We start from the raw sequence: 24,170 nt of genomic DNA, 5'->3' as shown, positions 1-24,170 counted from the left end.
CGATGCGTTATCGGGGAATGGGCAGCCTGCTGGTCGCCATGGTGTTGGCCGCCTGCAGCCCCGCGCCGCCGCCGGCACCGGCTTCGGCCGCGGAGGATCCGTCCTATGCCGCCGGGCAGCAGCAGTGGCGGGTGGCACGCTATCAGGACCTGACCCGCCCGGACGGTTGGACAGCGCTGGTCGGCCTGCACTGGCTGCAGAACAGATCGCACTTTGTCGGCAGTGGCGCGACCAATGGCATCCGCCTGGCGGTGGGGCCGGACAAGCTGGGCCTGCTGCGCCGCGAAGGCAGCCAATGGTGGTTCACTCCCGAAGCCGGTACGGACGTCAGCCATGGGGGCAAACCGGTCCGCGGCCGCATCCGCATCGACACCGACAAGGATCCGCAGCCGACGCTGCTGGCCTTCGATGGTGGCAAAGGCCAGCTCAGCATCATCCGTCGCGGTCCGCGCGATGCGCTGCGGGTCAAGCACGCCGATGCGCCTGCACGCCGTGGGTTCGCCGGCCTGGAGTACTGGCCGGGCGGTTCTGACTGGCAGGTGCAGGCGCGCTTCATCGCGCACCCGCCAGGCAAGACCCTGCCGATCGTCGATATCACTGGCTTGACCACCGAGATGCCGAACGCGGGCGCGGTCGAGTTCCAGCGTGATGGCCGCAACTGGCGGCTGGAGGCGATAGGTGCACCCGGGCAGCCGCTGTTCCTGATCTTCGCCGACCGCACCAGCGGTCGCGGCAGCTATCCGGCTGGGCGTTACCTGGACACCGATGCGCCAGGCGCCGATGGTACGGTGCGCATCGATTTCAACCATGCCTACAACCCACCGTGTGCGTTCACCGCCTATGCAACCTGCCCGTTGGCGCCGCCTGAAAACCGGCTGGACCTGCGCGTGGAAGCGGGCGAGAAGGTCTACCACCTGCCTGAAGGAGAAGGCTGAGATGCCGATCAGATCACTGTTGCGTGCCGCCGTTCTGTTGGCGGCCTGTGCGCTGGCACCGCTGGTTGCAGCACGTACCCTGCAAGCCGACACCGCTGGCGCAGCGGCGGCCAGGCCGCCGGTGCCGTTGCTGTGGAAAGTGACTGGCCCAGGCGACTCACGCCTCTACCTGCTCGGTTCCTTCCACCTGCTGAAGCCGCAGGACTACCCGCTGTCGCCCGATGTCGAACAGGCGTTCGAGGCCTCACAGCGGGTAGTGTTCGAACTGTCGCCGGAAGACATGCAGTCGCCCCAGCTGGCCAGCCGCATGGTGCAGGCGGCGATCCGCACCGATGGCAGCGAGCTGAAGCGTGATCTGGATGCGGCCACTTGGCAGAAGCTGCAGGCCTTTGCTGCCGAGAACCAGTTGCCGCTGGCGCAGATGCAGGGCATGAAGCCTTGGTTCGTCGGCCTGAGCATTTCGATCGGGCAGATGCAGAAGCTCGGCCTGGACCCGGCGCTGGGCCTGGACCGCCACTTCATGGAGCGCGCGCAGAAGACCGGCCGCAAGACGGCGGGACTGGAGGACATTGATACCCAGATCGGCATGCTTGACGGAATGACGCTGCAGGAACAGCGGCAGATGCTGGCCGAAGCACTGGACCAGGCCGGCAAGGCCGATGAGCAGGCGCGGCTGCTGCATGATGCGTGGCGCCGCGGTGATGATCGCCTGCTGTGGACCAAGATGGCGGCAGAGATGCGCCAGCAGTACCCGCAGCTGTACCAGCGCATCAACACCGGGCGCAACGATGCCTGGGTGCCGAAGCTGCAGCCGTACCTGCAGGCCGGGCAGGGCGGTACGCTGGTGGTGGTCGGCACGCTGCACCTGCTGGGCAGTGATGGCGTGGTCGAGAAACTGAAGGCGAAAGGGTACAAGGTCGAGCGCGTGTGCTCGGCGTGCAAGGCGAAACGCTGACGTATCGTTGGCGCGATCCAGACAGAAACGGCGCGCCAGGGGCGCGCCGTTTTCGTGTCAGCCTGTGAAGCGGCTCAGCGGCGGGTCTTGCTGCCGGTGCCGGTGCCGGTGCCCGGTTCGTTCGGCTTGTTGCCGGTGCCCGTGCCCGTGCCGGTGCCGCCCGGGCGCGGGCCACCGAAGCCGCTGCCCATGCTGCGCTGGAATTCCTGCCACAGCTCCAGGTTGCGCTCGGTCAGCTGGTTCATCATCGCCCACGGGGTCTGGCCCAGCAGGTTGCCCATCTGCTGGCGGAACTGTTGCTGCTGGTCGAGGAAGACCTGCATGCTGCGCTCCAGGTAGTTGCCCATGAAGCCCTGCAGGGAATCGCCGTAGAAGCGGATCAGCTGGCTCAGCAGCTGCGTGGACAGCATCGGTTCGCCGTCCTGTTCCTGGTCGGCGATGATCTGCAGCAGGACCGATCGCGTGAGGTCGTCGCCGCTCTTGGCGTCGCGGACTTCGAAGTCTTCACCGTCCAGGATCAGCTGGCGCACGTCCTCGATGGTGATGTAGCTGGAGATCTCGGTGTCGTAGAGACGGCGGTTCGGATACTTCTTGATGATGCGGGTCGCAGCCATGAAGCGGTACTCGTCACAGTAGACGCGCAGCATGGCGCAGTGCAGCAGCGGTTGCAACCGCCCCAGCCCCCGCCAGGCTTGGCTTTCAGGGGCGATCATGTTGCGCAACAAGGGTTTGCGTGCTGCGCAGCATGACCATCGGCAGGGGCCGCCGGTGCATGCCGCGGCGCCCCCTGCGCGGCTCACCAGCCCATGTGGTGGCCGCCGTTGATGTCCAGGTTGCTGCCGGTGATCCACGAGGCTTCCTCGGCCACCAGGAAAGACACGCCATAGGCGATTTCTTCCGGCTTGCCGAGGCGCCCGGTGGGAATGTCGGCGATGATCTTGGCGCGCACGTCCTCCGGAACTGCCATCACCATGTCGGTGGCGACGTAGCCGGGCGAAATGGTGTTGACCGTGATGCCGAAGCCGGCGTTCTCGCGGGCCAGCGAGATGGTGAAGCCGTGCATGCCGGCCTTGGCCGCAGCATAGTTGGCCTGGCCGTACTGGCCCTTCAGGCCGTTGATCGAGCTGATCTGGATGACCCGGCCCCAGCCGCGGCGGCGCATGCCTTCGATGACCGGCCGGGTGACGTTGAACACCGAGTTGAGATTGGTGTTGATCACATCGTGCCACTGGTCCGCGCGCATGCGGTGGAAGGTGGTGTCACGGGTGATGCCGGCGTTGTTGACCAGGATCTCGACCGGGCCCAGCTCGGCCTCGACGGCGCGCACCAGCGCTTCGGCGCTGCCTGGATCGGAGACATCGCCCGGGAAGATCGACACGTTGTAGCCGCGCTCGGTCATCGCCTGCTGCCAGACGCGGGCCTTGGCCTCGTCGCGGTAGTTGGTGGCGACCCGGTGACCCTGGTCGGCCAGGCGTTGGCAGATGGCGGTACCGATGCCGCCGGTTCCGCCGGTGACCAGTGCGACGCGAGATGTCATGGAGTGCTGTCCGGGTATCAGGTGGGTGAAGGGGGATTCTGCAACATCGGCGCGGAAAGTGCGCCGGCCGGCAACAGGACGTCGGTCCGCGGCAGCCGCGCCGGGTCGAACGCCCGTTGCGCAGCCTCCAGCAGCGCATCCCGCTCATCGGCGCCGTCCAGTGCGGCAGGCGCCTGGCCCAGCAGCTGCCAGAGCGCGCGCAATGCCGGCACCGGCCGCGTGCTGTCCACCGGCAGCGACGCCAGCGACTTGGACAGTTTGTGCCCCGGGGCATCGAGCAGCAGCGGCAGGTGCCAGTAGCGTGGCACGGCCAGGCCCAGCGCCTGCTGCAGCAGGATCTGCCGCGCGGTGGAATCGAGCAGGTCGGCGCCGCGCACCACTTCGGTCACGCCCTGTTCGGCGTCATCGACCACCACGGCCAACTGGTAGGCCCAGCAGCCATCTGCACGGCGCAGCACGAAGTCGCCAACCTCGGCATGCACGTCCTGCTGCTGCGGGCCGCGCAGGCCATCGTCGAAGTGCACGATGCTGCCCGGCGGCACGCGGAAGCGGACGGCAGGGTCCGGTCGCGGTTGCCGCGCAACGCAGCGGTGATGGATGCCGCCGTTGGCGGCCAACTCGCTGCGGCTGCAGTGGCAGATGAAGGCCAGATCGCTGGCCAGCAACACATCCAGCGCGGCCTGGTAGGCCTCGCCGCGGGTGCTCTGCCAGAGGATCGGGCCGTCGTGGGCGAGGCCGAACGCGGCCAGCGCCTGCAGCTGTGATGTGGCGGCACCGGGCACGGTGCGCGGCGGATCGACGTCTTCGATGCGCAGCCGCCACAGGCCGCCATGGTGGCGGGCCAGCAGCCAACTGCCGAAGGCGGCGAGCAGGGATCCGGGATGGAGCAGGCCGGTCGGCGAGGGCGCGAAACGGCCGCAGGGAATGGGGGAGGTCATGCTGGCTGAATCGTCGGTCAGGTTGGCGCTTGAATTCAAGCTGACCACGCCGCAAATTGACCGGTATCGACCCCTTCCGAGCCGGATTTTCCCATGTTTACCCGCATTGCCCTGTTCCTGGCGACCAACTTCGCGGTCCTGATCCTCGCCAGCATCGTGATGTCGCTGGCGGGAACCGACCCGAGCAAGATGAGCGGTCTGCTGATCATGGCCGGCATCTTCGGTTTCGGTGGCTCCTTCATCTCGCTGCTGCTGTCCAAGTGGATGGCCAAGCGCTCCACCGGTGCGGTGGTGATCACCGAGCCGCGCAACCAGACCGAGCGCTGGCTGCTGGCCACCGTCGAGCGGCAGGCCAAGGCGGCCGGCATCGGCATGCCCGAGGTGGCGGTCTATGACGGCCCGGAGATCAATGCCTTCGCCACCGGTGCCAACCGCAACAACGCGCTGGTGGCGGTGTCCACCGGCCTGCTGCACAACATGAGTGAAGACGAGGCCGAAGCGGTGCTGGGCCACGAGATCGCCCACGTCGCCAACGGTGACATGATCACCATGGCACTGCTGCAGGGCGTGTTGAACACCTTCGTGATCGTGCTGGCCCGCGTGGTCGGCGGCATCATCGACAGCGCGCTGTCGGGCAACCGCGAAGGCGGCGGCCGCGGCTTCGCCTACTACATCATCGTGTTCGTGCTGGAGATGGTGTTCGGCCTGTTCGCGACCATGATCGCCATGTGGTTCTCGCGCCACCGCGAGTTCCGCGCCGATGCAGGCGGTGCCTCGCTGGCGGGCCGCCAGAAGATGATCGCCGCGCTGGAGCGCCTGCAGTTGAACCACGGCCAGAGCACGCTGCCGACCCAGATTGCCGCCTTCGGCATTTCCGGTTCGACGGCGAAGAAGCTGTTCATGAGCCACCCGCCGCTGGAAGAGCGCATCGCCGCGCTGCGGGCGTCGACGGTGGCGTAACTCTCTGCTCCTTGTTAGTGCAGGAACGCCTGGCCCCGCGCCGGGCGTTTTTGTTTTGCGCGCGCACGCATTGGTGGCGCCAGGCGATGCCTAGGATCATTTCCGCGACCGCGGAGGGGTGTCACTTTCTTTGCGCGCAAAGAAAGTAACCAAAGAAACGCTCCGCCAGCCGCGAGCCGTCGCTACGCGCCGGTACCCTGCGCTTCTCGGTGAATCAGGGGACGGCGCCGAACTCGCTGCGCTCAGACACCGGCGCCTCTTCGCCCCTGATTCCCCTGCGATGCTCGGCTCGCTCAAGGCGGACTGGAAGATCAAGATCAAGATCGACAGCATCCACACGTGGCGCGGATCTACTGGGTGCAGCTGTGGCATTTGACGTTGGGTCCGCCTTGAGCGAGCCGAGCACCGCAGGTCCGGCGAGGGCGAAGAGGTGCGGGTGTCTGAGCGCAGCGAGTTCCCGCACCGTCCCTCGACGGTCCGAGGAGCGCAGGGTACCGGCGTGCGCAGCACGTCGGCTCGCGCCCCGGCGGCGTGTTTCTTTGGTTACTTTCTTTGCACGAGCAAAGAAAGTGACACCCCTCCGCGGTCGCGGAAACGACTCTCCGTGCGCACAAACGAAAACGGCACCTTCGCAGATGCCGTCCCCATGAACCGCTTTACGCGAAACCTCAGAACTTCGCGTCGAACTCGGCGGCGTAGCCGGTGTTCACCAGCACCTTCTGCAGCGACTCGGCCACCTTCAGGTTGCCGGCTACGATCTGGTGGGTCTCCGGGCCACGGTTGTCCATGCGGCCCAGGGTCGCGCCCTTGAAGTCACAGACCTTGCCGCCCGCCTCGCGGACCAGCAGCAGGCCGGCGGCGATGTCCCACGCCTTCACACCGGCTTCGAAGTAGGCGTCGGCGCGGCCGCAGGCCACGTAGGCCAGGTCCAATGCGGCCGAACCGGTGCGGCGGATGTCCTCGCCGTGCACCAGCAGGGCGTCGACCGCCTTCAGCTGGGCGCTGGCGCGGCTGCGCTCGCGCGGGGCGAAACCGGTGTGGATCATCGTGCCTTCCAGATCCTTGCGGTCGGCCACGCGGATGCGGCGGTCGTTCAGCACGGCGCCGGCACCACGGCTGGCGGTGAACAGTTCATTGCGCAGCGGGTCGAAGATGACCGCGTCGGTCGGCTCGCCGTTCTCGACCAGCGCGATCGACACGCAGTAGTGCGGCACGCCACGCAGGTAGTTGCTGGTGCCGTCCAGCGGGTCGATGACCCACATCTGGCGACGCTCGCCCTGCACGCCACCTTCTTCACCGAAGATGCCGTAGTCCGGGTAAGCGCGCTTGAGTTCCTTGACGATGACCTTTTCCGCGTCCGCATCCACTTCGCTGGCGTAGTCCATCCGGCCCTTCTGCACCACGTTCAGTGCCTCGAGCTTGTTGATGTTGCGCAACAGGACGTTGCCGGCGAGGCGGGCGGCCTTGACCATGACGGTGACGGCGGGTTTCTGCATGGCGTGGGCTCCCGGAAAGGCAGAAGAGATGGACTGGCGGGGGAAAAGAGCGGGTCCGGCGCAGTGGCCGGCCGCACAGTTTACCATTGGTCATCGTCCAGCTCGACCTTTTCCCTGTTCATGTCCCAGTTTCCCGCCGCCACCCGCCTCCGATTCGTCCTGGTCGGTACCCAGCATCCCGGCAACATGGGGGCCGCCGCCCGTGCCCTGAAGACCATGGGCCTGGCCCGCCTGGTGCTGGTCGCTCCCGAAAAGCCTCTGGACGAGGAGGCCTTCCGCCGCTCGGCCGGGGCCGAAGATGTGCTGGGGGACGCCCCGGTGGTCGCCACCCTGGCCGAGGCCGTGGCCGATTGCCGCCTGGTGCTGGGCTGCACCGCGCGTGCCCGCCGCGTGCAGCTGGAGGAGTACCTGCCGGCCGATGCCGCCGCCCGCGCGGTGGCCAAGGCGGGCGAGGGCGCCGAGGTGGCGCTGGTGTTCGGTCGTGAGCGCACCGGCCTGACCAACGAGGAACTGCAGCTCTGCCATGCGGCGGTGCACATCCCGTCCGATCCTGAGTTCAGCTCGCTCAACCTGGCGGCCGCCGTACAGGTGCTGGCCTATGAAACGCGCATGCAGCTGCTGGGCGCGCAGCCGGCCCCCAATGCCGAGCCCGGCTTCCGCGAACAGGCCGCCAGCCATGAGCAGATGGAGAGCTTCTTCGCCCAGCTCGGCGACACGCTGGACGAGATCGATTTCCACAAGGGCCGCGCGCCGGAATCGGCGATGCGCAAGCTGCGCCGCCTGTTCCTGCGTAGCGAGCCAAGCGAGCAGGAAGTGCGCCTGTTGCGCGGCATCCTCGCCGACACCCAGCGCATGGCGCGACTGGCACAAGCAGGCAACAAGAACAGCTGACGACGTTCTCATTTTTTCGGGTAGTCTGTCTGGATACCCAGGGGGGGATGAAGCCTGTGTCGGGTCTGCGAAAGGCAATGCAGGGGGGACTGCTGAGCCTGGCCATGGTCCTGCTGGCCGGGACGGTGCGTGCAGCACCGGACCACGTGCTGGTGCTGGGCCGGATCAGCGATGATCCCAAGGCCCACTACGAGCAGCTTCAGCCCTTGCTGGATTACGTGGTGGCGCGCATGCACGACGTTGGCATCAAGGAGGGAAGGATCCTGATGGCACGCGATCCACAGCAGATGGCCAGCTATCTGCGGCGCGGTCGTGTCGACTGGGTCACGGAAACCTCGGGTACGGCGGTGGCGCTGGGCCAGCGCAGTGGCGCCCGTCCGCTGCTGCTGACCGAGCGCAACGGTGTGCGGGAGTACCAGACGGTTTTCTTCGTGCGCCGCGACAGCCCGATCCAGCGCATGCAGGATCTGCGGGGCCATCGCCTGGCCCTGCAGAACACGGCGTCCACCAGTGCCTACCTGGTGCCGGTGATGACGTTGCTGCAGGAAGGCCTGTCGCCGCAGATCCTGGCCGGTGCATGGGACATGCCGGGCCCAGATAGCGTGGGCTACGTATTTGCACGCAGCGAGCTGAACATCGCGACGTTCGTGCACAAGGGGGTGGTTGACGTGGGAGCAGTGAGCAGCGTGGACTGGAATGACGAACGGCGGATGCCAGCAGCGTTCCGGCGCGACTTCCGCGAGCTGCTGCGCACCGAACCCTACCCGCGTGCGGTGGAGATGGTCCGCGCCGACCTTGATCCACGCGTGCGCGATCGCCTGCAGGAAGTGCTGCTGCAGGCGGCCGGCGACCCGAGGGCACGGGGAGCGCTGCATCGGTTTTTTGGCACTTCCGGGTTCCACCGTGTCGATGCGCATGCGCAGCAGCGGCTGGATGAATTGAAACAAGGATTGACGCGCGTGCGGATGGAAGTGGAATGAAGTGGCTTGGCTCGGGGATGCAGGCCCGGTTCCTGCTCGCGATGGGCGGGGCAATGGTCGTGGTGATCGCGATCCTGGCAGTGTTGTTGGGGCGGCAAGCGGCGATGCAGGGCGAGGTGCGCAACCTCAGCGGTGGCGTCATCCATGAATTGTTCGACCGCAGCGTGCGCAGCCGCGGCGAGGCGATGGCGCGCGAGTTGTCCGATGCGCTGGCCAACCCGTTGTACTACCGTGACCTGGACCAGGTTGGCGTACTGGTGCGCAGTACTGCGCGCCAGCCCGTGGTGCGCTACGTGCTGGTGTTCGACGAACGCGGCCGGCTGGTTCACGACGGCTCGGTCGAAGTATCCGGTTTCGGCCAGCCGATGGCTGATCCTCTTGCACCCAAGGCCGCGGCTGCGCAGGCGCTGGTCGTGCAGGAGTCGCCGAAGGTGCTCGACAACACCATGCCGATCATGGTCGGCAACCAGCGCATTGGCGGCGTCCGCGTCGGCATGGCGCTGGATGAGGTGCAGCAGCGCGAGCAGGCAGCCAACGCCACCTTGGGCGAACGCCTTCAGCAGGTCGGCAGCCGTCACCTGGGCTGGCTGCTGTTGATGCTGGGCCTACTGGTGGTGATCGGCGTGGTCGTGATCCTGTACGTGCAGCGTACTCTGGTTGCGCCGATCCGTGATCTTGCCGTCGCTGCCCGTCGCATCGAGGCGGGCGACTACCAGACGCCGCTGGCCGAGAACACCCGCGACGACGAGGTGGGTGAACTGGTGCGCGGTTTTGCCCGCATGCGTGATGCGATCGCCCGCCATGACCGCGAAGTGCGGCGCATGGCCTATACCGACGCGTTGACCGGGCTGACCAACCGGCTGGCATTCCGCGAGGCGCTTGATCATCGGTTGATGGCTGCCCGTGCCGCCAATCACCGGTTGGGCCTGTTGTTCGCCGATATCGACGACTTCAAGCGAGTCAATGACACCCTTGGCCACGAAGCTGGCGATGAAGCACTGCTGCAGTTTGCACAGCGTATCGATCGCGCGGTCACCGAAGCCGGGGGCGATGAAGCCCTGTTGGCGCGCTTCGGCGGAGATGAGTTCGTGATCCTGGTGGGCGATGGTGATGTGGCCGCAAATGCGCGGCTGCTGGCTGAAGTGCTGGTGCGGGAGCTGGGCAAGCCGCTGGTGGTGCAGGGCCGGGAACTGTTCCTGGGTACCTCGATCGGCGTGACCCTGTTCCCTGACGATGCGGCCGATGCCACCACCCTGCTGAAGAACGGCGACATTGCCATGTACCAGGCAAAGATGGCGGGCAAGAACTGCTATCGCTATTACAGCCGGGCGATGGACCATGCAGTCGAGCGTCGCGTGCATATGGAACAGGAGCTGCGCGGCGCCTGGGAGCGCGGCGAACTGCGCCTGGCCTACCAGCCGATCTTCCGCATGCGCGACCGCCGCATGGTCGGCGTTGAAGTGCTGCTGCGCTGGCAGCACCCGACCCTGGGCACGATCCCGCCTTCGGTGTTCATCGAGGTGGCCGAGCAGAGTGGCCTTATCGAAGTCATCGGCCCGAAGGTGCTGCGTGCGGCCTGCATGGAGGCCGCGCAATGGCCGCGCGGGACGGCCGGGGACGACCTGTTCGTGTCGGTCAACGTGTCGCCACGGCAGTTGCGCGGCGGCGAACTGCCGGCACTGGTGGCGCAGTGCCTGCATGAGTCCGGGCTACCGGCCTCGCGCCTGCATCTGGAGCTGACCGAAACCGCCGTGATCGGCGACGAGATGGTGGCCGCACAGCTGCTGGACAAGCTGCACCGCACCGGCGTGAAGGTCTGGCTGGACGATTTCGGCACCGGCTTCTCCGGTCTCAGCCATCTTCGCCAGGTACCGGTGGACGGGGTGAAGATCGACAAGAGCTTCGTGGCCGACATGCAGCGCGATCCCGACGATCTGGCGCTGACCACGGCGATCATCGCCATGGCCCACGCACTGGGCATCACCGTGGTGGCCGAGGGCATCGAGCAGCAGGCGCAGTTCGACCTGCTGGTGCAGCGCGGCTGCGATCTTGGCCAGGGCTACTGGCTGAGTCATCCGGTGACCGCCACCGAAGTGGTGCGGATGATCGAATCGGGCCTCTGACCGACACAAAAAAAAGGGACGGAGGGGATTAAGTCGCTTATGCATTTGCGACTTAATCCCCTCCGTCCCCTTTTTTGGGGCTACAGCGGACGCTTGCTCGGGTCGCCGGGCAGTTCGCGCACCAGTTTCGGGATCAGATAACCGGACAGGCGCGCGGTCAGGCCGGCAATCAGCGCCTTGGCCTGGGCGTCATCCACTTCGAAGTGGGCCACGCCCTCGACCCGGTCCAACTGATGCAGGTAGTAGGGAAGCACGCCGGCGTCGAAGCTGCGCTCGCTCAGGTCCTGCAGGGCCTGCACGCTGTCATTGACCCCGCGCAGCAACACCGCCTGGTTCAGCAGTTGGGCGCCGGTAGCGCGCAGGCGGGCCATCGCCGCGTCCACGCTGGCGTCGAATTCATTGGCATGGTTGGCGTGGACCACGATCGCCAGCGGCCAGGGCAGACTGCCCAGCCAGGAGACCAGCTCATCGTCCACGCGCTCGGGCAGCACGATCGGCAGCCGGGTGTGGATGCGCAGGCGGTGGATATGCGGGATGGCGCGCAGGGCATCGGTCAGTTCGACCAGCTTGTGCGTGGCCAGCGACAGTGGGTCACCGCCGGACAGGATCACCTCGTCGATGTCCGGGTCGGCGGCGATGGCGGCTACGGCCTCCTGCCAGCCACCCTTGGCGGCGTTCTCCGCGCCATAGTCGAAGTGGCGGCGGAAGCAGTAGCGGCAGTTGATCGCGCAGCTGCCGGTGGCGACCAGCAGGGCGCGGCCACGGTACTTCTGGATGACGCCGGTGGCCTTCTTGGCCGCGCCATCGCCCACCGCATCGAAGCTGAACCCGGGCGCGGGACGCATTTCCTCGTCGATCGGCAGCACCTGGCGCAGCAGCGGATCGGCCGGATCACCCTTGCGCATGCGGGCCACGAACCCCTCCGGTACGCGCAGCGCGAACTGGGCCATTGCCGCTTCCGAGACGCCCAGCGCGGCCGGGTCCAGCTGCAGCCGGGCCAGCAGGGCCTGTGGGTCGCGCAGTGCCTGGCGCCAGAGCTGCTGCCAGCGCGCGGGCGCGCCTGGCGACTGGGGCCGGGGGAAGGCGGAAAGCTGCATGGAGAGGGGGCCTGCGGTTATCATGGGGGCAGAAAAACAGTCGCCCACCGGCATCCGGTGGGCTTTCCATTCTAACGGCTCGCCGCACCCGCGGCGTTTCTGCCACTCAGGAGTTTACGCATGGCCAGCTACGGCATGAACGACGTCAAGAACGGGATGAAGATCCTGGTCAACAACCAACCGGCCGTCATCATCGACACCGAATACGTCAAGCCGGGCAAGGGCCAGGCCTTCACCCGCGTGAAGTACCGCCTGATCAAGGACGGCCGTACCCAGGAAGTGACCATGAAGTCGACTGACTCGCTGGATGCAGCCGACGTCGTCGATACCGACATGAACTTCATGTACAGCGATGGCGAGTACTGGCACTTCATGGATCCGGAATCCTTCGAGCAGGTCCAGGCCACCAAGGCCGGCATGGGCGGCGCCGAGAAGTGGCTGAAGGGCGAAGAGTCCTGCGTGGTCACCCTGTGGAACGGTGAGCCGATCTTCGTGCAGCCGCCGAACTTCGTCGAGCTGAAGATCACCGAGACCGATCCGGGCGTCCGTGGCGACACCTCGGGCGGCGGCGGCAAGCCGGCCACCCTGGAAACCGGCGCCGTGGTCCGCGTGCCGCTGTTTGTCAACCAGGACGAAGTGATCCGCGTCGACACCCGTTCGGGCGAGTACTCCGCACGCGTCAAGTAATCCGGCGCAGCCGGATTACCTGTAGAGCCGAGCCATGCTCGGCTTTCCGGGCATAACCCGGAACCCGTTGCTGGCGCCCATGGCGCCGCAGCGGACAGCCGCCGGGCATGGCCCGGCGCTACCGCCTCCCGCCAGGCCCTTCTCCAATAGCCAGTGAGCCCGCATGAGCGATAGCCCGCACCTCCCCGAAGCCTGCGACCTGCTCATCGAAGCCGGTTACGTCGTTCCGATCGAGCCGCATGCGGTGGTGCTGGAAGACCATGCCGTCGCCGTGCGTGGCAGCGAGATCGTGGCCATCCTGCCGCGTGCCGAGGCGCGCGCGCGCTTCCGTGCCGCCCAGGTAGTCAGTCGCCCCGAGGCCGCGCTGATGCCGGGCCTGGTCAACGCCCACACGCACAACCCGATGACCCTGCTGCGCGGCGTCGCCGACGACCTGCCGCTGATGACCTGGCTGCAGCAGCACATCTGGCCGGTGGAAGCGGCGGTGATCGGCCCCGAATTCGTTGCCGACGGCACCACCCTGGCCATCGCCGAGATGCTGCGCGGCGGCACCACCTGCGCCAACGAGAACTACTTCTTCGGCGACGTGCAGGCCGCGGTCTACAAGAAACACGGTTTCCGCGCGCTGGTGGGCGCGGTCATCATCGATTTCCCCACCGCCTGGGCCAAGACCGACGACGAGTACTTCGCCAAGGCCGGTGAACTGCACGACCAGTGGCGCACCGATCCGCTGATCGCCACCGCGTTCGCGCCGCATGCGCCTTACACGGTCAACGATGCCAACTTCGAGCGGGTGCGTATGCTGTCCGACCAGCTCGACATGCAGGTGCACCTGCACACCCACGAGACCGCGCAGGAGATCAACGATTCGATCAAGCTGCACGGCCAGCGCCCGCTGGCGCGGCTGGATCGCCTTGGCCTGGTCAACGACCGCCTGATCGCGGTGCACATGACCCAGCTGACCGATGCGGAAATCCACCTGTGCGCCGAACGCGGCGTCAGCGTCGTGCATTGCCCCGAATCGAACCTGAAGCTGGCCTCCGGCTTCTGCCCGGCCTGCGCCCTGCAGCGCGCCGGTGTGAACCTGGCGATCGGCACCGACGGCTGCGCCAGCAACAACGACCTGGACATGTTCAGCGAGAACCGCACCGCGGCGATCCTGGCCAAGGCCGTGGCCGACGACGCCACTGCACTGGATGCGGCAACCACGCTGCGCGCGTCCACGCTGGGTGGCGCACGCGCGCTGGGCTTCGCTGACCGCATCGGTTCGATCGAAGTCGGCAAGCAGGCCGACCTGGTCTGTGTCGACCTGTCGGCGCTGGAAACCCAGCCGCTGCACAACGTGCTGTCGCAGCTGGTGTATGCCACCGGCCGCCAGCAGGTCAGCGACGTCTGGATCGCCGGCAAGCCGAAGCTGGTGCAGCGCGAGCTGGTCGGCATGGACCTGCCGGGCATCATCGCCAACGCGCGCCAGTGGCGCGAGCGTATCCGTCATATCCGCGCCTGATCCCTGGCGCCGCAAGGACCCCTCATGACTGCCCCCCACGCTTCCTCCAATTTCGATCAGGCCGAGCTGGACAAGTTCGCCGCGCTGGCCAACCGCTGGTGGGATGCTGACGGCCCGCAGAAGCCGCTGCATGCGCTGAACCCGGTGCGCCTGAAGTACGTCGCCGACCGCGTGCCGTTGCGTGGCGCGCGCGTGCTCGACATCGGCTGCGGTGGCGGGCTGCTGAGCGAAGCACTGGCGCAGGCCGGCGCCGACGTCACCGCCATCGACCTGGCCCCGGAACTGGTGAAGGTCGCGCGCCTGCATGCGCTGGAAAGCGGCGCCAAGGTCGACTACCGCGTGCAGGCCGCCGAGGATCTGGCCGCCGAGCAACCGGGCAGTTTCGATGTGGTCACCTGCATGGAAATGCTCGAGCACGTGCCAGACCCGGGCGCGATCATCGACGCCTGCAAGCGCCTGCTGAAGCCGGGCGGCCACCTGTTCCTGTCGACCATCAACCGCACCGCGGCCGCCTTCGCGGTGGCGATTGTCGGCGCCGAGTACGTGGCGCGCCTGCTGCCCAGGGGCACCCACCACTACCAGGAATTCATCAAGCCGGCCGAGCTGGCGCGCTGGCTGCGCGAGGCTGATGTGCAGCTGGTGGATGTCAGTGGCATGGCTTACGAGCCGTGGCGCAACCATGCCCGCCTGAGCAGCCGCACCGACATCAACTACCTGGCCTACGCGGTCAAGCCGGCATGACCGCTGCACGCTTCCCGCGCGCGGTGCTGTTCGATCTGGATGGCACCTTGCTGGACAGCGCGCCGGACTTCGTCGCTACCTGCAACGCGATGCTGGCCGAACGTGGTCGTGCACCCATCGATCCGGCCGCACTGCGCCCGGTGGTGTCGAAGGGCTCGCGGGCGATGGTCTCGGCTGCCTTCCCGGAACTGGACGTCGCCGCACGTGACGCGCTGATCCCGGAATTCCTGCAGCGCTACGAAGCGCTGATCGGCCAGCACGCAGTGCTGTTCGACGGCGTGGCCGGCATGCTCGCCGCGCTGGATGAGGCCGGTACGGTATGGGGCATCGTCACCAACAAGCCGGAGTACCTGGCGCGCCTGATCCTGCCGCAGCATGGTTGGCAGCAGCGCTGCGCGGTGCTGGTCGGCGGTGACAGCCTGGCCGAGCGCAAGCCGCACCCGCTTCCACTGCTGCACGCTGCGCAGGCCATTGGCGTTGCTGCCGAAGACTGCGTGTACGTGGGTGACGACGAGCGCGACATCATCGCCGCGCGGGCCGCGGCCATGCCGTCGGTGGCGGCGCTGTGGGGCTACCGCCTGCACAGCGACGATCCGCTGGCCTGGCAGGCCGACGTGCTGGTCGAGAACGCTGAACTTCTGCAACTGGCCAGTCTCTGGCCGACCCGGCCGGCAGCCCCGGCCCAGCCGTAAGGAATGGTGTAGTGAGCAGTACCGCGCTGGACAGTTTCCTCGACAAGTGGCGCAGCCGTTGGCCGGAATGGTCGGTGGCCGCCCCGTTCGTGGCCGAATCGCAACGCGAGCTGGCCGTGGCGTGGTTTGCGCTGCTGCAGGAGTTCGACGACATGCTCAACACCAGCGGCGACCCGTTGCCGGCCGACGCCAAGCTGGCGTGGTGGGGCGAGGAGCTGCGCAGTTGGGCCGGGCATCGTTCGCGCCATCCGCTGGGCCGGCTGCTGGAGCCGGTGCGTGCGCCGTGGGCGCAGTTGGCCGAAGCGCTGCCGGATCTGGTTGAAGCACGCACCGTCGCGCCCGATGCAGCCGGCGCCGAGCGCGCGCTGGCCAACTACGCCGAGGCCGTAGCCGCAGTGGAGGCAACCTTGTTCGCGGACAAGCCGCGCACCGGTGCCGGTCGCGCGGTGCAGCTGCAGACCCTGGCCCAGCGCTTGCAGGATGCCGGCGTGGCCGGTGTGCCGCGCAGCCTGCTGGACGGTGATGCCAGCACCGCTGCGCAGCGCTGGGCGCAGCATCTGTTGAAGGGGTGGGGCACCCGCGTGCCCGGCCCGCGCCCGCGCCGCGTGTGGTCCAGCCTGGCACGTGCCCGTGTGGCCGCGCAGGCCGCAGGCAAACCAATCGAAGCCACTCCGGTGCGCACCCTGCTGCGCGTGTGGTGGGCCGCGCGCGGTTGATCCCGCGCTCCGCCGGGCATGGCCCGGCGCTACCTCGCGCGGTTGATTGAATGCTGTCTGCAGAGCCGAGCCCATGCTCGGCCCATCTCTGCGCGACAGCAGCCGAGCGTGGGCTCGGCTCTACAACAGTGGCTCACCGCTGCACCGGGCGATGGGCGTTATTTGCGCTCCAGCACCAGCAGCGGGTCGATACGGGTCTCGAACCAGTTCATGCCCCAGTGCAGGTGCGGGCCGGTGGCACGGCCGGTGGCGCCGACGGCAGCGATCACCTGGCCCTGCTCCACACGGTCGCCGACTTTTACGTCGATGCGCGACAGGTGCAGGAAGTTGGAGCTGACCCCGAAACCGTGGTCGAGCAGCAGCGTGCCACCGGTCAGGTACAGGTCGGGGCCGGCGAAGGTGACGATGCCGGCGGCCGGTGCCTTTACCGGCGTGCCGGTCGGCACCGCGATGTCCATGCCGGAATGACCGGCACCGGGCTGGCCGTTGTACACCCTCGCATTGCCGAAGCGGCCGCTGATGCGGCCCTGGACCGGCCAGATGAAGGTCTGGGTGAAGTCGGTACGGTCGTCGTCGCGCGAACGTGCAGCGGTTACCTGCGCCTGTTCGCGCTTGATCCGCTCGGCAATCGCCGCCGGCGGATTCACCGTCTTCGGTGGCACCCCGTTGACCCGCTCGGTGGGCCAGTCGCGCGGCGTCACCGCGATGGTTGCGGTCTCGCTGCCACCATCGGGGCGTTGCACCTGCACGTGCAGCGGACCCTTCTCGTCGCGGCCGATGCCGAACACGACGCTGCCATAGCCGCTCACCCGCAGCTGGCGGCCGGCGTACTGCACGCGGCTGCCAGCGGGCACCTTGCCGATCACCAGCGCGCCCTGTGACGCACTGGCCGGGAACACCACGCGGCTGTCGATCAGGCTGCCGATGCCGTCCTGTGCCTGCGCCGACGGTGCGGTGAACAGGGGCGCGGCCAGCAGCAGCGCTCCGAACAGAAGTGCCGAACGCATCAGCGGTCGTAGGTCATGCGCTGGCCGGCGGGTTCGCCCACCAGCTTGCTGCCGTCCCACACCAGCTGGCCGTTGACCCAGGTGGAGGCGATGCGCGAGCGGAAAGTGGTGCCTTCAAACGGCGACCAGCCGCACTTGGACAGCACGTCCTCGCGCTTGACGGTGAACGGCACGTCCTCCACCAGCACCAGGTCGGCAAAGTAGCCTTCGCGCAGGAAGCCGCGTTCTTCCACGTCGAACAGCTGCGCCGGCGCATGTGCGAATTTCTGCACCACCTGCTCGCGGGTCAGCTTGCCTTCGTGCACCCGCTCCAGCGCGGCCACCAGCGCGTACTGCACCAGCGGCAGGCCCGACGGCGCCTGCGCGTAGGGCTTCTGCTTCTCCTCCCAGGTGTGCGGCGCGTGGTCGGTGGCCAGCACGTCCAGCACGTCATCGGCCAGTGCAGCGGTGATTGCCTCGCGGTCGGACACTTCCTTGATCGCCGGGTTGCACTTGATCAGGTTGCCCTTGGTCGCGTAGTCCGGGCGCGCGAAGTGCAGGAAGTGCACGCAGGTTTCGGCGGTGATCTGCTTGCGGCTGCCATCGGCGCGGATCAGCGGGCCCTTCTCGAACAGCGCCAGCTCGTCGGCGGTGGAGATGTGCAGCACATGCAGGCGGGTGCCGTGCTTGCGCGCCAGCGACATCGCCAGGCGGGTCGACTTGATGCAGGCCTCGCGCGAACGGATATCCGGATGCATGTCCGGGGTCAGCGCGTCGCCGTACTTTTCCTGGAAGGCCTTCAGGTTGGCATCGATCATCGGCGTGTCTTCGCAGTGCGTGATGATCGGGGTCGGGCATTCGCGGAAGATCGCATCCAGCGTTTCCGGGTTGTCCACCAGCATGTTGCCGGTAGAGGCGCCCATGAACACCTTCACGCCCGGGGCCTTCTTCGGGTCCAGCGCACGGATCGCTTCGAGGTTGTCATTGCTGGCGCCATGGTAGAAGCCGTAGTTGGCCCAGGCGCGGCCGCGCGCGAGCTCGTACTTGGCTTCCAGGATGGTTGAATCCAGCGTCGGCGGGTTGGTGTTGGGCATGTCCATGAAGCTGGTCAGGCCACCGGCCACGGCCGCCGCCGATTCGCTGGCGATGTCGCCCTTGTGGGTCAGGCCCGGTTCGCGGAAGTGCACCTGGTCATCGATCATGCCGGGAAGCAGCCAGCGCCCGGCCGCGTCCACCACCTGCTCGCCGTCGCGCGGCGCCAGCCCATTGCCGATCTGCGCGATGCGGCCGTTCTCGATGCGCAGGTCGCCGTCGAAGGTGCGGCCTTCGTTGACCATCCGGGCGTTGGTGATGAGCGTGGAGGACATGTCAGTGTTTTCCTGTGCAACGGCAAGAGGGGGCGTGGTTGGATTCGGGCACCGGGTCGAAGCCGCCGGGGTGGAACGGGTGGCAGCGGCCCAGCCGGCGCGCAGCCAGCCAGCTGCCGCGCAGCGGGCCGTGCCGCGAGATGGCTTCCATCGCGTATTCAGAACAGCTCGGCACGAAACGGCAGCGTGGCCCCAGCAGGGGGCTGATGAAGCGCTTGTAGAAGCGCAGCAGGGCAATGAGCAGGCGCGAGATCACCCAGTCATCTTATGCCAGTTGGCATGAAGGCCGCATTTGTGCAGGATGGGCCGTTGGTCGCATGTCGCCGATGGCCTGCGACCGGTACCAGCACCTTCGGGTGCTGGCCAGGTTCCGTACCGCGCAAGGCGGTCCGTGTTCGTCGGACTGCCCATTGGGCGCCTTGGCTCCAGGACTGAATGGGGCAGGGTGCCGAGGTTGCTGCTGCGGGTCGGGTAGGCTATAAAGGCCCGCTTTCCCGGGCCCCGGGGAATCCAAGGAAGAGCGTTTCGTGGCTGCTAAAAAAACTGCAAAGAAGGCCGCAACGGCCGCCAAGAAAACCGCCAAGCCTGTTGTGAAGAAGTTGGCGGCAAAGCCCGTTGCCAAGAAGCCGGCCAGCAAGCCGGCGACCAAGGCAGCGTCCTCGCAACCGGCGGCCAGGAAGGCCACCGCAAAGAAAACGCCGGTCAAGGCAACCAAGCCGGTGGCGAAGAAGGCCGCTGCGCCCGCCAAGGCCAAGCCAGCCGCTGCCAGCAAGAAGGCGCCGGTGAAGAAGACCGTCAGCAAGGCTGCGCCGGTGAAGAAAGCTGCCGCCAAGCCGGTGGCCAAGAAGGCCGCCGCCAAGCCGGCGCCGAAGGCGGTGGTGAAGAAGGCTGCAGCCAAGCCGGTCGCCAAGCCCGTAGCAAAGAAGGTCGCTGCGGCCAAGCCGGTCGCCACGCCTGCCGCTGTAAAGAAGGGTGCCAAGAATGTTGCCGCACCGGCCGTAAAGCCGGCCCCGGCCCCAGTAGTGAAGTCCGCACCGAAGCCTGCTGCCAAGCCGGCTCCGGCCAAGCCTGTCCCGGCCAAGACCGTGGCAGTGGCAGCAGCCCAACCGGCCTCCAAGCCGGCCCCGGCCGCCGCTCCTGCCGCTTCGAAGGCCCCGCAATCCAAGAATCCCGTGCCCGTTTCGAAATCGCCTGCCAAAACCGCCGTGAAATCCGATTCCGCCCCGAAGACCGTGTCGCGCCCTGTCGGCAAGGTTGCCGTGGCCGTCGCCGCCCGCTCGGCAGCACCGGCCCCGCGCAGCAAGTACAAGGTGGTCGAATACAAGACCGACGAGGCCACCGGCCGCCCGATCCTGCCGGCTGGCTACAAGCCGTCCTCGGAAGAGGAATACATGAGCCCGCTGCAGCAGGAGTACTTCCGTCAGCGTCTGCAGAACTGGCGCGCGGACCTGGTGGAAGAGTCCAAGCAGACCATCGAGAATCTTCGTGAGGAAGTGCGTGACATCGGCGATGAAGCCGAGCGCGCGACCCGCGAGACCGAGAACTCGCTGGAACTGCGTACCCGCGACCGCTACCGCAAGCTGATCGGCAAGATCGACAGCACCCTGAAGCGCCTGGAAGCGGGCGACTACGGTTACTGCGTCGACACCGGTGAAGAAATCGGCCTGGAGCGCCTCGAAGCGCGCCTCACGGCTGAACGCACCATCGACGCCCAGGAGCGTTGGGAGCACCTGCAGAAGCAGCAGGGCGACTGATTCCTGCTCGTTGTGTGGTCATGCGAAAAACCCGGCCTCGGCCGGGTTTTTTGTTGGGGTGGTTGGCTGAGTAGAACGGCGCCTTCCGCGTATCAGAGGGAGCCTGCGGGTGGGTCCGGGCAGGACACGCTGCAAGTACATCCCTGTAAGCTCGGCCGCGGCATCCATGCCGCGGACGGTCCTGCCCGGACCCACCCGCAGGCTCTCGACGGTTTCCTGCGTGCGCGGCCGATGTAGAGCCGAGCCCACGCTCGGCTCAGGCCGACAAGAGCGGTCATGCGTGCGCTCGCGGCTGTTGAGTCCGCCTTGTAGCGAGCCGAGCACCGCAGGGGAATCAAGGGCGAAGAGGCCGCTCTATCCTGTAGAGCCGACTGCTAGTCGGCTGGCTCTCCGCGCCGTCCCCTGATTCACCGAGGAGCACAGGGCACCGGCGCGCAGCGCCGGCTCGCGGATGGCGGAGCGTTTCTTTGGTTACTTTCTTTTCGCGAAAAGAAAGTGACACCCCGCCGCGGTCGCGGAAAAGGGCTGCCGGGCATGGCCCGGCGCTACCAATGCGTCGGCGCACGTAAAGCGGCTGTCGCGGAAACGACGAGCCGACGCTACTGCAGATCACGCAAATTCAGTTTCCGCAGCGTCGGGTTCTTCCACGCGGTGATCCCGGCCACGCTCAGCACCGCAAACCCACCCAGCACCACGGCCGGCACCAGGCCGAGCAGCTTCGCCATCGTGCCTGCATAGAACGCGCCCAGCTCGTTGGACGAACTGATGAAGATGCCGTTGATCGACGACACCCGGCCGCGCATCTCTTCCGGCGTGGCCAACTGCAGGATGGTCGATCGGATCACCACCGAGATGCCATCGAAGGCCCCGTAGAACAGCAGGATCAGCGCTGACAGCCAGAAGTGCTGCGACAGGCCGAAGCCGATCACGCACAGGCCGAAACCGGCCACCGCGAACAGCAACACGCGGCCGGCATTGCGGTGCAGCGGGTGGCGGGCCAGCCACAGGCCCACGCACACCGAGCCGAGCGCCGGCATCGCGCGCAGGATGCCCAGGCCTTCCGGACCGTGGTGCAGGATCTCGTGCAGGAAGGCCGGCAGCATCGCCACCACGCCGCCCAGCAGCACCGAGAACATGTCCAGCGCCATCGCCCCGACCATGATCCGGTTGCCGACCACGAAGCGCGCGCCTTCGGCGATGCTCTTGAAGATCGGCGCGGCCGGACCGGTGTGCACCGGTTCTTCCACCTTCAATGTAGCCAGGCAGGCCATCGCCACCAGCGCAAAGGCCGTAGCCACCGCGTAGGAGAGGCCCTTGCCGCCGAAGCCGACCAGCACGCCGCCCAGCGCCGGGCCGGCGACCATGCCGGCCTGGAACACCACCGCGCCGAGGCCTGCGCCGCGCGCGAACTGATCGCGGGCCAGCACGCGGGCGAACAGTGCGTTGTAGATAGGTGACAGGAAGGCGCGGACCATGCCGGTCAGGGCGATGGCTGCATAGATGGGCCACACGTCTTCAAACGGCAGCCAGCCCTTGGCCACGCTGGTCAGTACCAGCGCGGTGGCGATCAGCCCGGAACAGGCCGCCATGCCCAACCGACGCCGCGGCAGATGGTCGACCAGGTAGCCGGCGAATGGCGCCACGCAAAAGAACGGCAGCACCTCGGCCAGGCCGATCAGGCCCAGCGAGAACGGATTGCGGGTGACTTCGTAGATGTGCCAGCCGACGGTGACTGCCACCACCTGGTAGGACAGCATCGCGAAGATGCGGTAGGCCAGCAGCTTGGCGAAGCCGGGCCGGGACAGCAGGCCCAGCGCGGTGTCCTCGGCTGTGGCAGGCTCGTTCACGACGGATCGCGCTGCAGCTGGGTCTGCGCGGTCTCGCGGATGAAGGCCAGCATCGCAGCCACACCATTGCTGCGGGTCGGAGACAGGTGGCGGGCCAGGCCGATGTCCTGGATATAGCTCGGTTCGGTGTCCAGGATCTCCCGCGCCGAGCGCCCGGAGTACACGCGCAGCGCCAGGAAGATCAGGCCGGAGACGATGGCCGAATCACTGATGGCATGGAAGCGCAGCGACTGCGCATTGCCTTCCGGCACGATCCAGACCATCGACTGGCAGCCGAGCAGGCGATGCTCTTCGGTCTTCCATTCTTCCGGGAAGGCCGGCAGCTTGCGGCCGAGGTCGATCAGGTACTGGTAGCGCTCGGACCAGTCGCCGAAGAAGCCGAATTCCTCGGCGATGGCGGTCTGGGCCTCGGCGGCGGTGGGTTCAAGCGGGAACGGGGAGTCGGTCACAACAGTCTCTACAGTGGGGGCGTGGCCGGCGGGCCGGCCACGGGGCAGGGCAGCAGGTCAGCCGCGCTTGCGCGACCAGCGCACGCCCTGCGGGGTGTCTTCCAGCACGATGCCTTCGGCGGCCAACTGGTCGCGGATGGCATCGGAACGGGCGAAGTCGCGCGCCTTCTTGGCCGCAGCGCGCTCGTCGATCAGGCCCTGGATACGGGCATCGTCGCCGTCAGCGCCCGCAGCGGTACCAAACCACTGCGCCGGATCGGCCTGCAGAAGGCCCAGCGCCAGGCCGGCACCGAGCAGCTCGGCCTTCAGGCGCGACTGTTCGGCCGGGTCCGTGGCACGACGCGCCTCGGCCGCGATGCGGGCCACTTCGGCCAGCGCCTGCGGGGTGTTGAGGTCGTCGTCGAGGGTCGCTTCGACCGTGGCCGGAATCACCGCGCTGGCCTCGACCGAGGCCAGTTCGCGCAGGGTGCCGTACAGGCGGTCCAGCGTACGCACCGACTGTTCGATCAGCGCATCGGACCAGTCCAGTGGTTGACGGTAGTGGGCCGACAGCAGGGCCAGGCGCAGTGCCTCCGGCGGATGCTGGCGAACCAGGTCATGCACGCGCTCGATGTTGCCCAGTGACTTGCTCATCTTGGCGCCGCCGAAGTTGAGCATGCCGTTGTGCAGCCAGTAGCGGGCGAAGATCCTGCCGCCATGCGCGCATTCGCTCTGCGCGATCTCGTTTTCATGGTGCGGGAACTGCAGGTCGACGCCGCCGGCATGGATGTCGATGGTCTCGCCCAGGTGGGCGGCGGCCATCGCCGAGCATTCGATGTGCCAGCCCGGGCGGCCACGGCCCCAGGGCGATTCCCAGCCGGGCAGGTCGTCGCTGGATGGCTTCCACAGCACGAAATCGCCCGGATCACGCTTGTAGGGGGCGACATCGACGCGGGCGCCAGCCAGCATTTCTTCCGGGTCGCGGCGGGAGAGCTTGCCGTAGCCATCGAAGCTGGCCACCGCAAACAGCACGTGGCCTTCGGCGGCATAGGCATGACCACTGGCGATCAACTGCTCGATCATGGTGATGATCTGCGGCATGTGCGCGGTCACTTCCGGTTCGATGTCAGGCGGCACCACGCCCAGCGCGGCCATGTCTTCACGGTAGGCGGCGGCGAACCTGTCGGTGATGGTGCTGATCGGCACCCCCTGCTCGCGCGCGGCGGTGTTGATCTTGTCGTCCACGTCGGTGATGTTGCGGGCGTAGCGCAGTGCGCCGAAACGCCGCCGCAGCAGGTCGGCCAGCACCCCGAACACCACCGGGCCACGGGCGTTGCCGATGTGCACGTAGTTGTAGACCGTGGGGCCGCACACATACAGGGTCGGACAGGCCGGGTCGAGCGGGGTGAACGGTTCGAGCTGGCGAGTCAGGTTGTTGTGCAGGCGCAGGGTCATGGGGCTGTGGCTGGGGGACAAGTCTGTGATTTTAGAACGTGTCGCTCCCTTTGGGGGCGCTGGTTGCCACCGGTGGAC

General features: G+C 67.3%; 23 protein-coding genes. 12 read left to right on the top strand and 11 right to left on the bottom strand.

The window, feature by feature from the left end; translation table 11 throughout:
* Positions 1-2: 2 nt before the first annotated feature.
* Together ACTXG9_RS04375 and ACTXG9_RS04370 are read left to right on the top strand one after the other, a co-directional pair.
* A complete protein-coding gene (locus ACTXG9_RS04375) occupies positions 3-935 on the top strand; it encodes a DUF1684 domain-containing protein (RefSeq protein WP_111102810.1) in 933 nt (310 codons plus the stop codon).
* A gap of 1 nt (position 936) precedes the next feature.
* Positions 937-1,890 carry a TraB/GumN family protein gene (locus ACTXG9_RS04370; RefSeq protein WP_021204168.1) on the top strand — a complete coding sequence of 318 codons (954 nt, stop codon included), beginning with the start codon at positions 937-939 and terminating at the stop codon, positions 1,888-1,890.
* Between the two features lie 74 nt (positions 1,891-1,964).
* On the opposite strand, the gene phaR is transcribed toward ACTXG9_RS04370, so the two are convergent.
* From phaR to gluQRS, 3 genes are all read right to left on the bottom strand, one after another.
* Complete coding sequence (gene phaR, locus ACTXG9_RS04365; protein ID WP_346483715.1) at positions 1,965-2,504, bottom strand: polyhydroxyalkanoate synthesis repressor PhaR; 540 nt, start codon at positions 2,502-2,504, stop codon at positions 1,965-1,967.
* 182 nt (positions 2,505-2,686) lie between these two features.
* Positions 2,687-3,427 (bottom strand): acetoacetyl-CoA reductase, encoded by a 741-nt coding sequence (gene phbB / locus ACTXG9_RS04360; RefSeq protein WP_346483697.1) that lies wholly within the window; start codon positions 3,425-3,427, stop codon positions 2,687-2,689.
* A gap of 17 nt (positions 3,428-3,444) precedes the next feature.
* The gene (gluQRS, locus tag ACTXG9_RS04355; protein WP_111102816.1) at positions 3,445-4,365 is read right to left on the bottom strand and encodes a tRNA glutamyl-Q(34) synthetase GluQRS; all 921 of its coding nucleotides are present in this window, start codon (positions 4,363-4,365) and stop codon (positions 3,445-3,447) included.
* Between the two features lie 93 nt (positions 4,366-4,458).
* Between gluQRS and htpX the strand changes: the two genes are divergently transcribed.
* On the top strand, positions 4,459-5,325 hold the full coding sequence (htpX, locus tag ACTXG9_RS04350; protein ID WP_251103395.1) for a protease HtpX: 867 nt from the start codon (positions 4,459-4,461) through the stop codon (positions 5,323-5,325).
* A 668-nt stretch (positions 5,326-5,993) separates the two neighbouring features.
* Here htpX and ACTXG9_RS04345 read toward each other — a convergent pair.
* Positions 5,994-6,821 (bottom strand): inositol monophosphatase family protein, encoded by an 828-nt coding sequence (locus ACTXG9_RS04345; RefSeq protein WP_005417749.1) that lies wholly within the window; start codon positions 6,819-6,821, stop codon positions 5,994-5,996.
* Positions 6,822-6,941: 120 nt separating this feature from the next.
* On the opposite strand from ACTXG9_RS04345, the gene ACTXG9_RS04340 reads away from it, so the two are divergent.
* The 3 genes from ACTXG9_RS04340 to ACTXG9_RS04330 all read left to right on the top strand — a co-directional run bounded on the left by ACTXG9_RS04340 (position 6,942) and on the right by ACTXG9_RS04330 (position 10,815).
* Positions 6,942-7,712 (top strand): RNA methyltransferase, encoded by a 771-nt coding sequence (locus ACTXG9_RS04340; RefSeq protein WP_031270736.1) that lies wholly within the window; start codon positions 6,942-6,944, stop codon positions 7,710-7,712.
* Between the two features lie 77 nt (positions 7,713-7,789).
* Entirely contained in the window at positions 7,790-8,692 is a 903-nt protein-coding gene (locus tag ACTXG9_RS04335) for a phosphate/phosphite/phosphonate ABC transporter substrate-binding protein (protein WP_032953776.1), read from the top strand.
* Positions 8,689-10,815 (top strand): putative bifunctional diguanylate cyclase/phosphodiesterase, encoded by a 2,127-nt coding sequence (locus tag ACTXG9_RS04330; RefSeq protein WP_111097869.1) that lies wholly within the window; start codon positions 8,689-8,691, stop codon positions 10,813-10,815. The genes ACTXG9_RS04335 and ACTXG9_RS04330 overlap by 4 nt, the downstream gene beginning before the upstream one ends.
* A gap of 80 nt (positions 10,816-10,895) precedes the next feature.
* Here ACTXG9_RS04330 and epmB read toward each other — a convergent pair whose 3' ends face one another.
* Complete coding sequence (gene epmB / locus ACTXG9_RS04325) at positions 10,896-11,936, bottom strand: EF-P beta-lysylation protein EpmB (RefSeq protein ID WP_111097878.1); 1,041 nt, start codon at positions 11,934-11,936, stop codon at positions 10,896-10,898.
* 96 nt (positions 11,937-12,032) lie between these two features.
* Between epmB and efp the strand changes: the two genes are divergently transcribed.
* The 5 genes from efp (at position 12,033) to ACTXG9_RS04300 (ending at position 16,255) form a co-directional block, all read left to right on the top strand.
* The gene (gene efp, locus ACTXG9_RS04320; protein ID WP_005410381.1) at positions 12,033-12,599 is read left to right on the top strand and encodes an elongation factor P; all 567 of its coding nucleotides are present in this window, start codon (positions 12,033-12,035) and stop codon (positions 12,597-12,599) included.
* Between the two features lie 163 nt (positions 12,600-12,762).
* The gene (locus ACTXG9_RS04315) at positions 12,763-14,106 is read left to right on the top strand and encodes a TRZ/ATZ family hydrolase (RefSeq protein WP_111102820.1); all 1,344 of its coding nucleotides are present in this window, start codon (positions 12,763-12,765) and stop codon (positions 14,104-14,106) included.
* A 24-nt stretch (positions 14,107-14,130) separates the two neighbouring features.
* Positions 14,131-14,847: a bifunctional 2-polyprenyl-6-hydroxyphenol methylase/3-demethylubiquinol 3-O-methyltransferase UbiG gene (ubiG, locus tag ACTXG9_RS04310; RefSeq protein WP_111097868.1), complete on the top strand. Its 717-nt coding sequence runs from the start codon at positions 14,131-14,133 to the stop codon at positions 14,845-14,847.
* Entirely contained in the window at positions 14,844-15,539 is a 696-nt protein-coding gene (locus ACTXG9_RS04305) for a phosphoglycolate phosphatase (protein ID WP_058979670.1), read from the top strand. Before ubiG ends, ACTXG9_RS04305 begins: the two co-directional genes overlap by 4 nt.
* A gap of 11 nt (positions 15,540-15,550) precedes the next feature.
* A complete protein-coding gene (locus ACTXG9_RS04300) occupies positions 15,551-16,255 on the top strand; it encodes a squalene/phytoene synthase family protein (protein ID WP_019660510.1) in 705 nt (234 codons plus the stop codon).
* Between the two features lie 158 nt (positions 16,256-16,413).
* On the opposite strand, the gene ACTXG9_RS04295 is transcribed toward ACTXG9_RS04300, so the two are convergent.
* From ACTXG9_RS04295 to yidD, 3 genes are read right to left on the bottom strand one after another with little or no spacing between them, the layout of a single operon-like run.
* Complete coding sequence (locus ACTXG9_RS04295; protein ID WP_164144710.1) at positions 16,414-17,262, bottom strand: M23 family metallopeptidase; 849 nt, start codon at positions 17,260-17,262, stop codon at positions 16,414-16,416.
* On the bottom strand, positions 17,262-18,608 hold the full coding sequence (locus ACTXG9_RS04290; RefSeq protein ID WP_111097867.1) for a dihydroorotase: 1,347 nt from the start codon (positions 18,606-18,608) through the stop codon (positions 17,262-17,264). The genes ACTXG9_RS04295 and ACTXG9_RS04290 overlap by 1 nt, the downstream gene beginning before the upstream one ends.
* A 1-nt stretch (position 18,609) precedes the next feature.
* Positions 18,610-18,864 (bottom strand): membrane protein insertion efficiency factor YidD, encoded by a 255-nt coding sequence (yidD, locus tag ACTXG9_RS04285; protein WP_010486626.1) that lies wholly within the window; start codon positions 18,862-18,864, stop codon positions 18,610-18,612.
* 271 nt (positions 18,865-19,135) lie between these two features.
* On the opposite strand from yidD, the gene dksA reads away from it, so the two are divergent.
* Positions 19,136-20,362 (top strand): RNA polymerase-binding protein DksA, encoded by a 1,227-nt coding sequence (gene dksA, locus ACTXG9_RS04280; RefSeq protein WP_111097866.1) that lies wholly within the window; start codon positions 19,136-19,138, stop codon positions 20,360-20,362.
* A gap of 599 nt (positions 20,363-20,961) precedes the next feature.
* Here dksA and ACTXG9_RS04275 read toward each other — a convergent pair.
* Genes ACTXG9_RS04275 through cysS form a run of 3 tightly spaced genes read right to left on the bottom strand, consistent with a single transcriptional unit; the run spans position 20,962 to position 24,092 of the window.
* Positions 20,962-22,209, bottom strand: a complete 1,248-nt coding sequence (locus tag ACTXG9_RS04275) for an MFS transporter (protein WP_021204182.1) — start codon at positions 22,207-22,209, stop codon at positions 20,962-20,964.
* Positions 22,206-22,658 (bottom strand): SufE family protein, encoded by a 453-nt coding sequence (locus tag ACTXG9_RS04270; protein ID WP_021204183.1) that lies wholly within the window; start codon positions 22,656-22,658, stop codon positions 22,206-22,208. Before ACTXG9_RS04270 ends, ACTXG9_RS04275 begins: the two co-directional genes overlap by 4 nt.
* Positions 22,659-22,715: 57 nt before the next feature.
* Positions 22,716-24,092 carry a cysteine--tRNA ligase gene (cysS, locus tag ACTXG9_RS04265; protein WP_021204184.1) on the bottom strand — a complete coding sequence of 459 codons (1,377 nt, stop codon included), beginning with the start codon at positions 24,090-24,092 and terminating at the stop codon, positions 22,716-22,718.
* Between the last annotated feature and the right edge of the window lie 78 nt (positions 24,093-24,170).

This window comes from Stenotrophomonas maltophilia group sp. LNF247 (genome assembly GCF_054083135.1).
The sequence above is the reverse complement of the archived record's forward strand: the minus strand, read 5'-3'. Positions and strand labels throughout refer to the sequence as shown.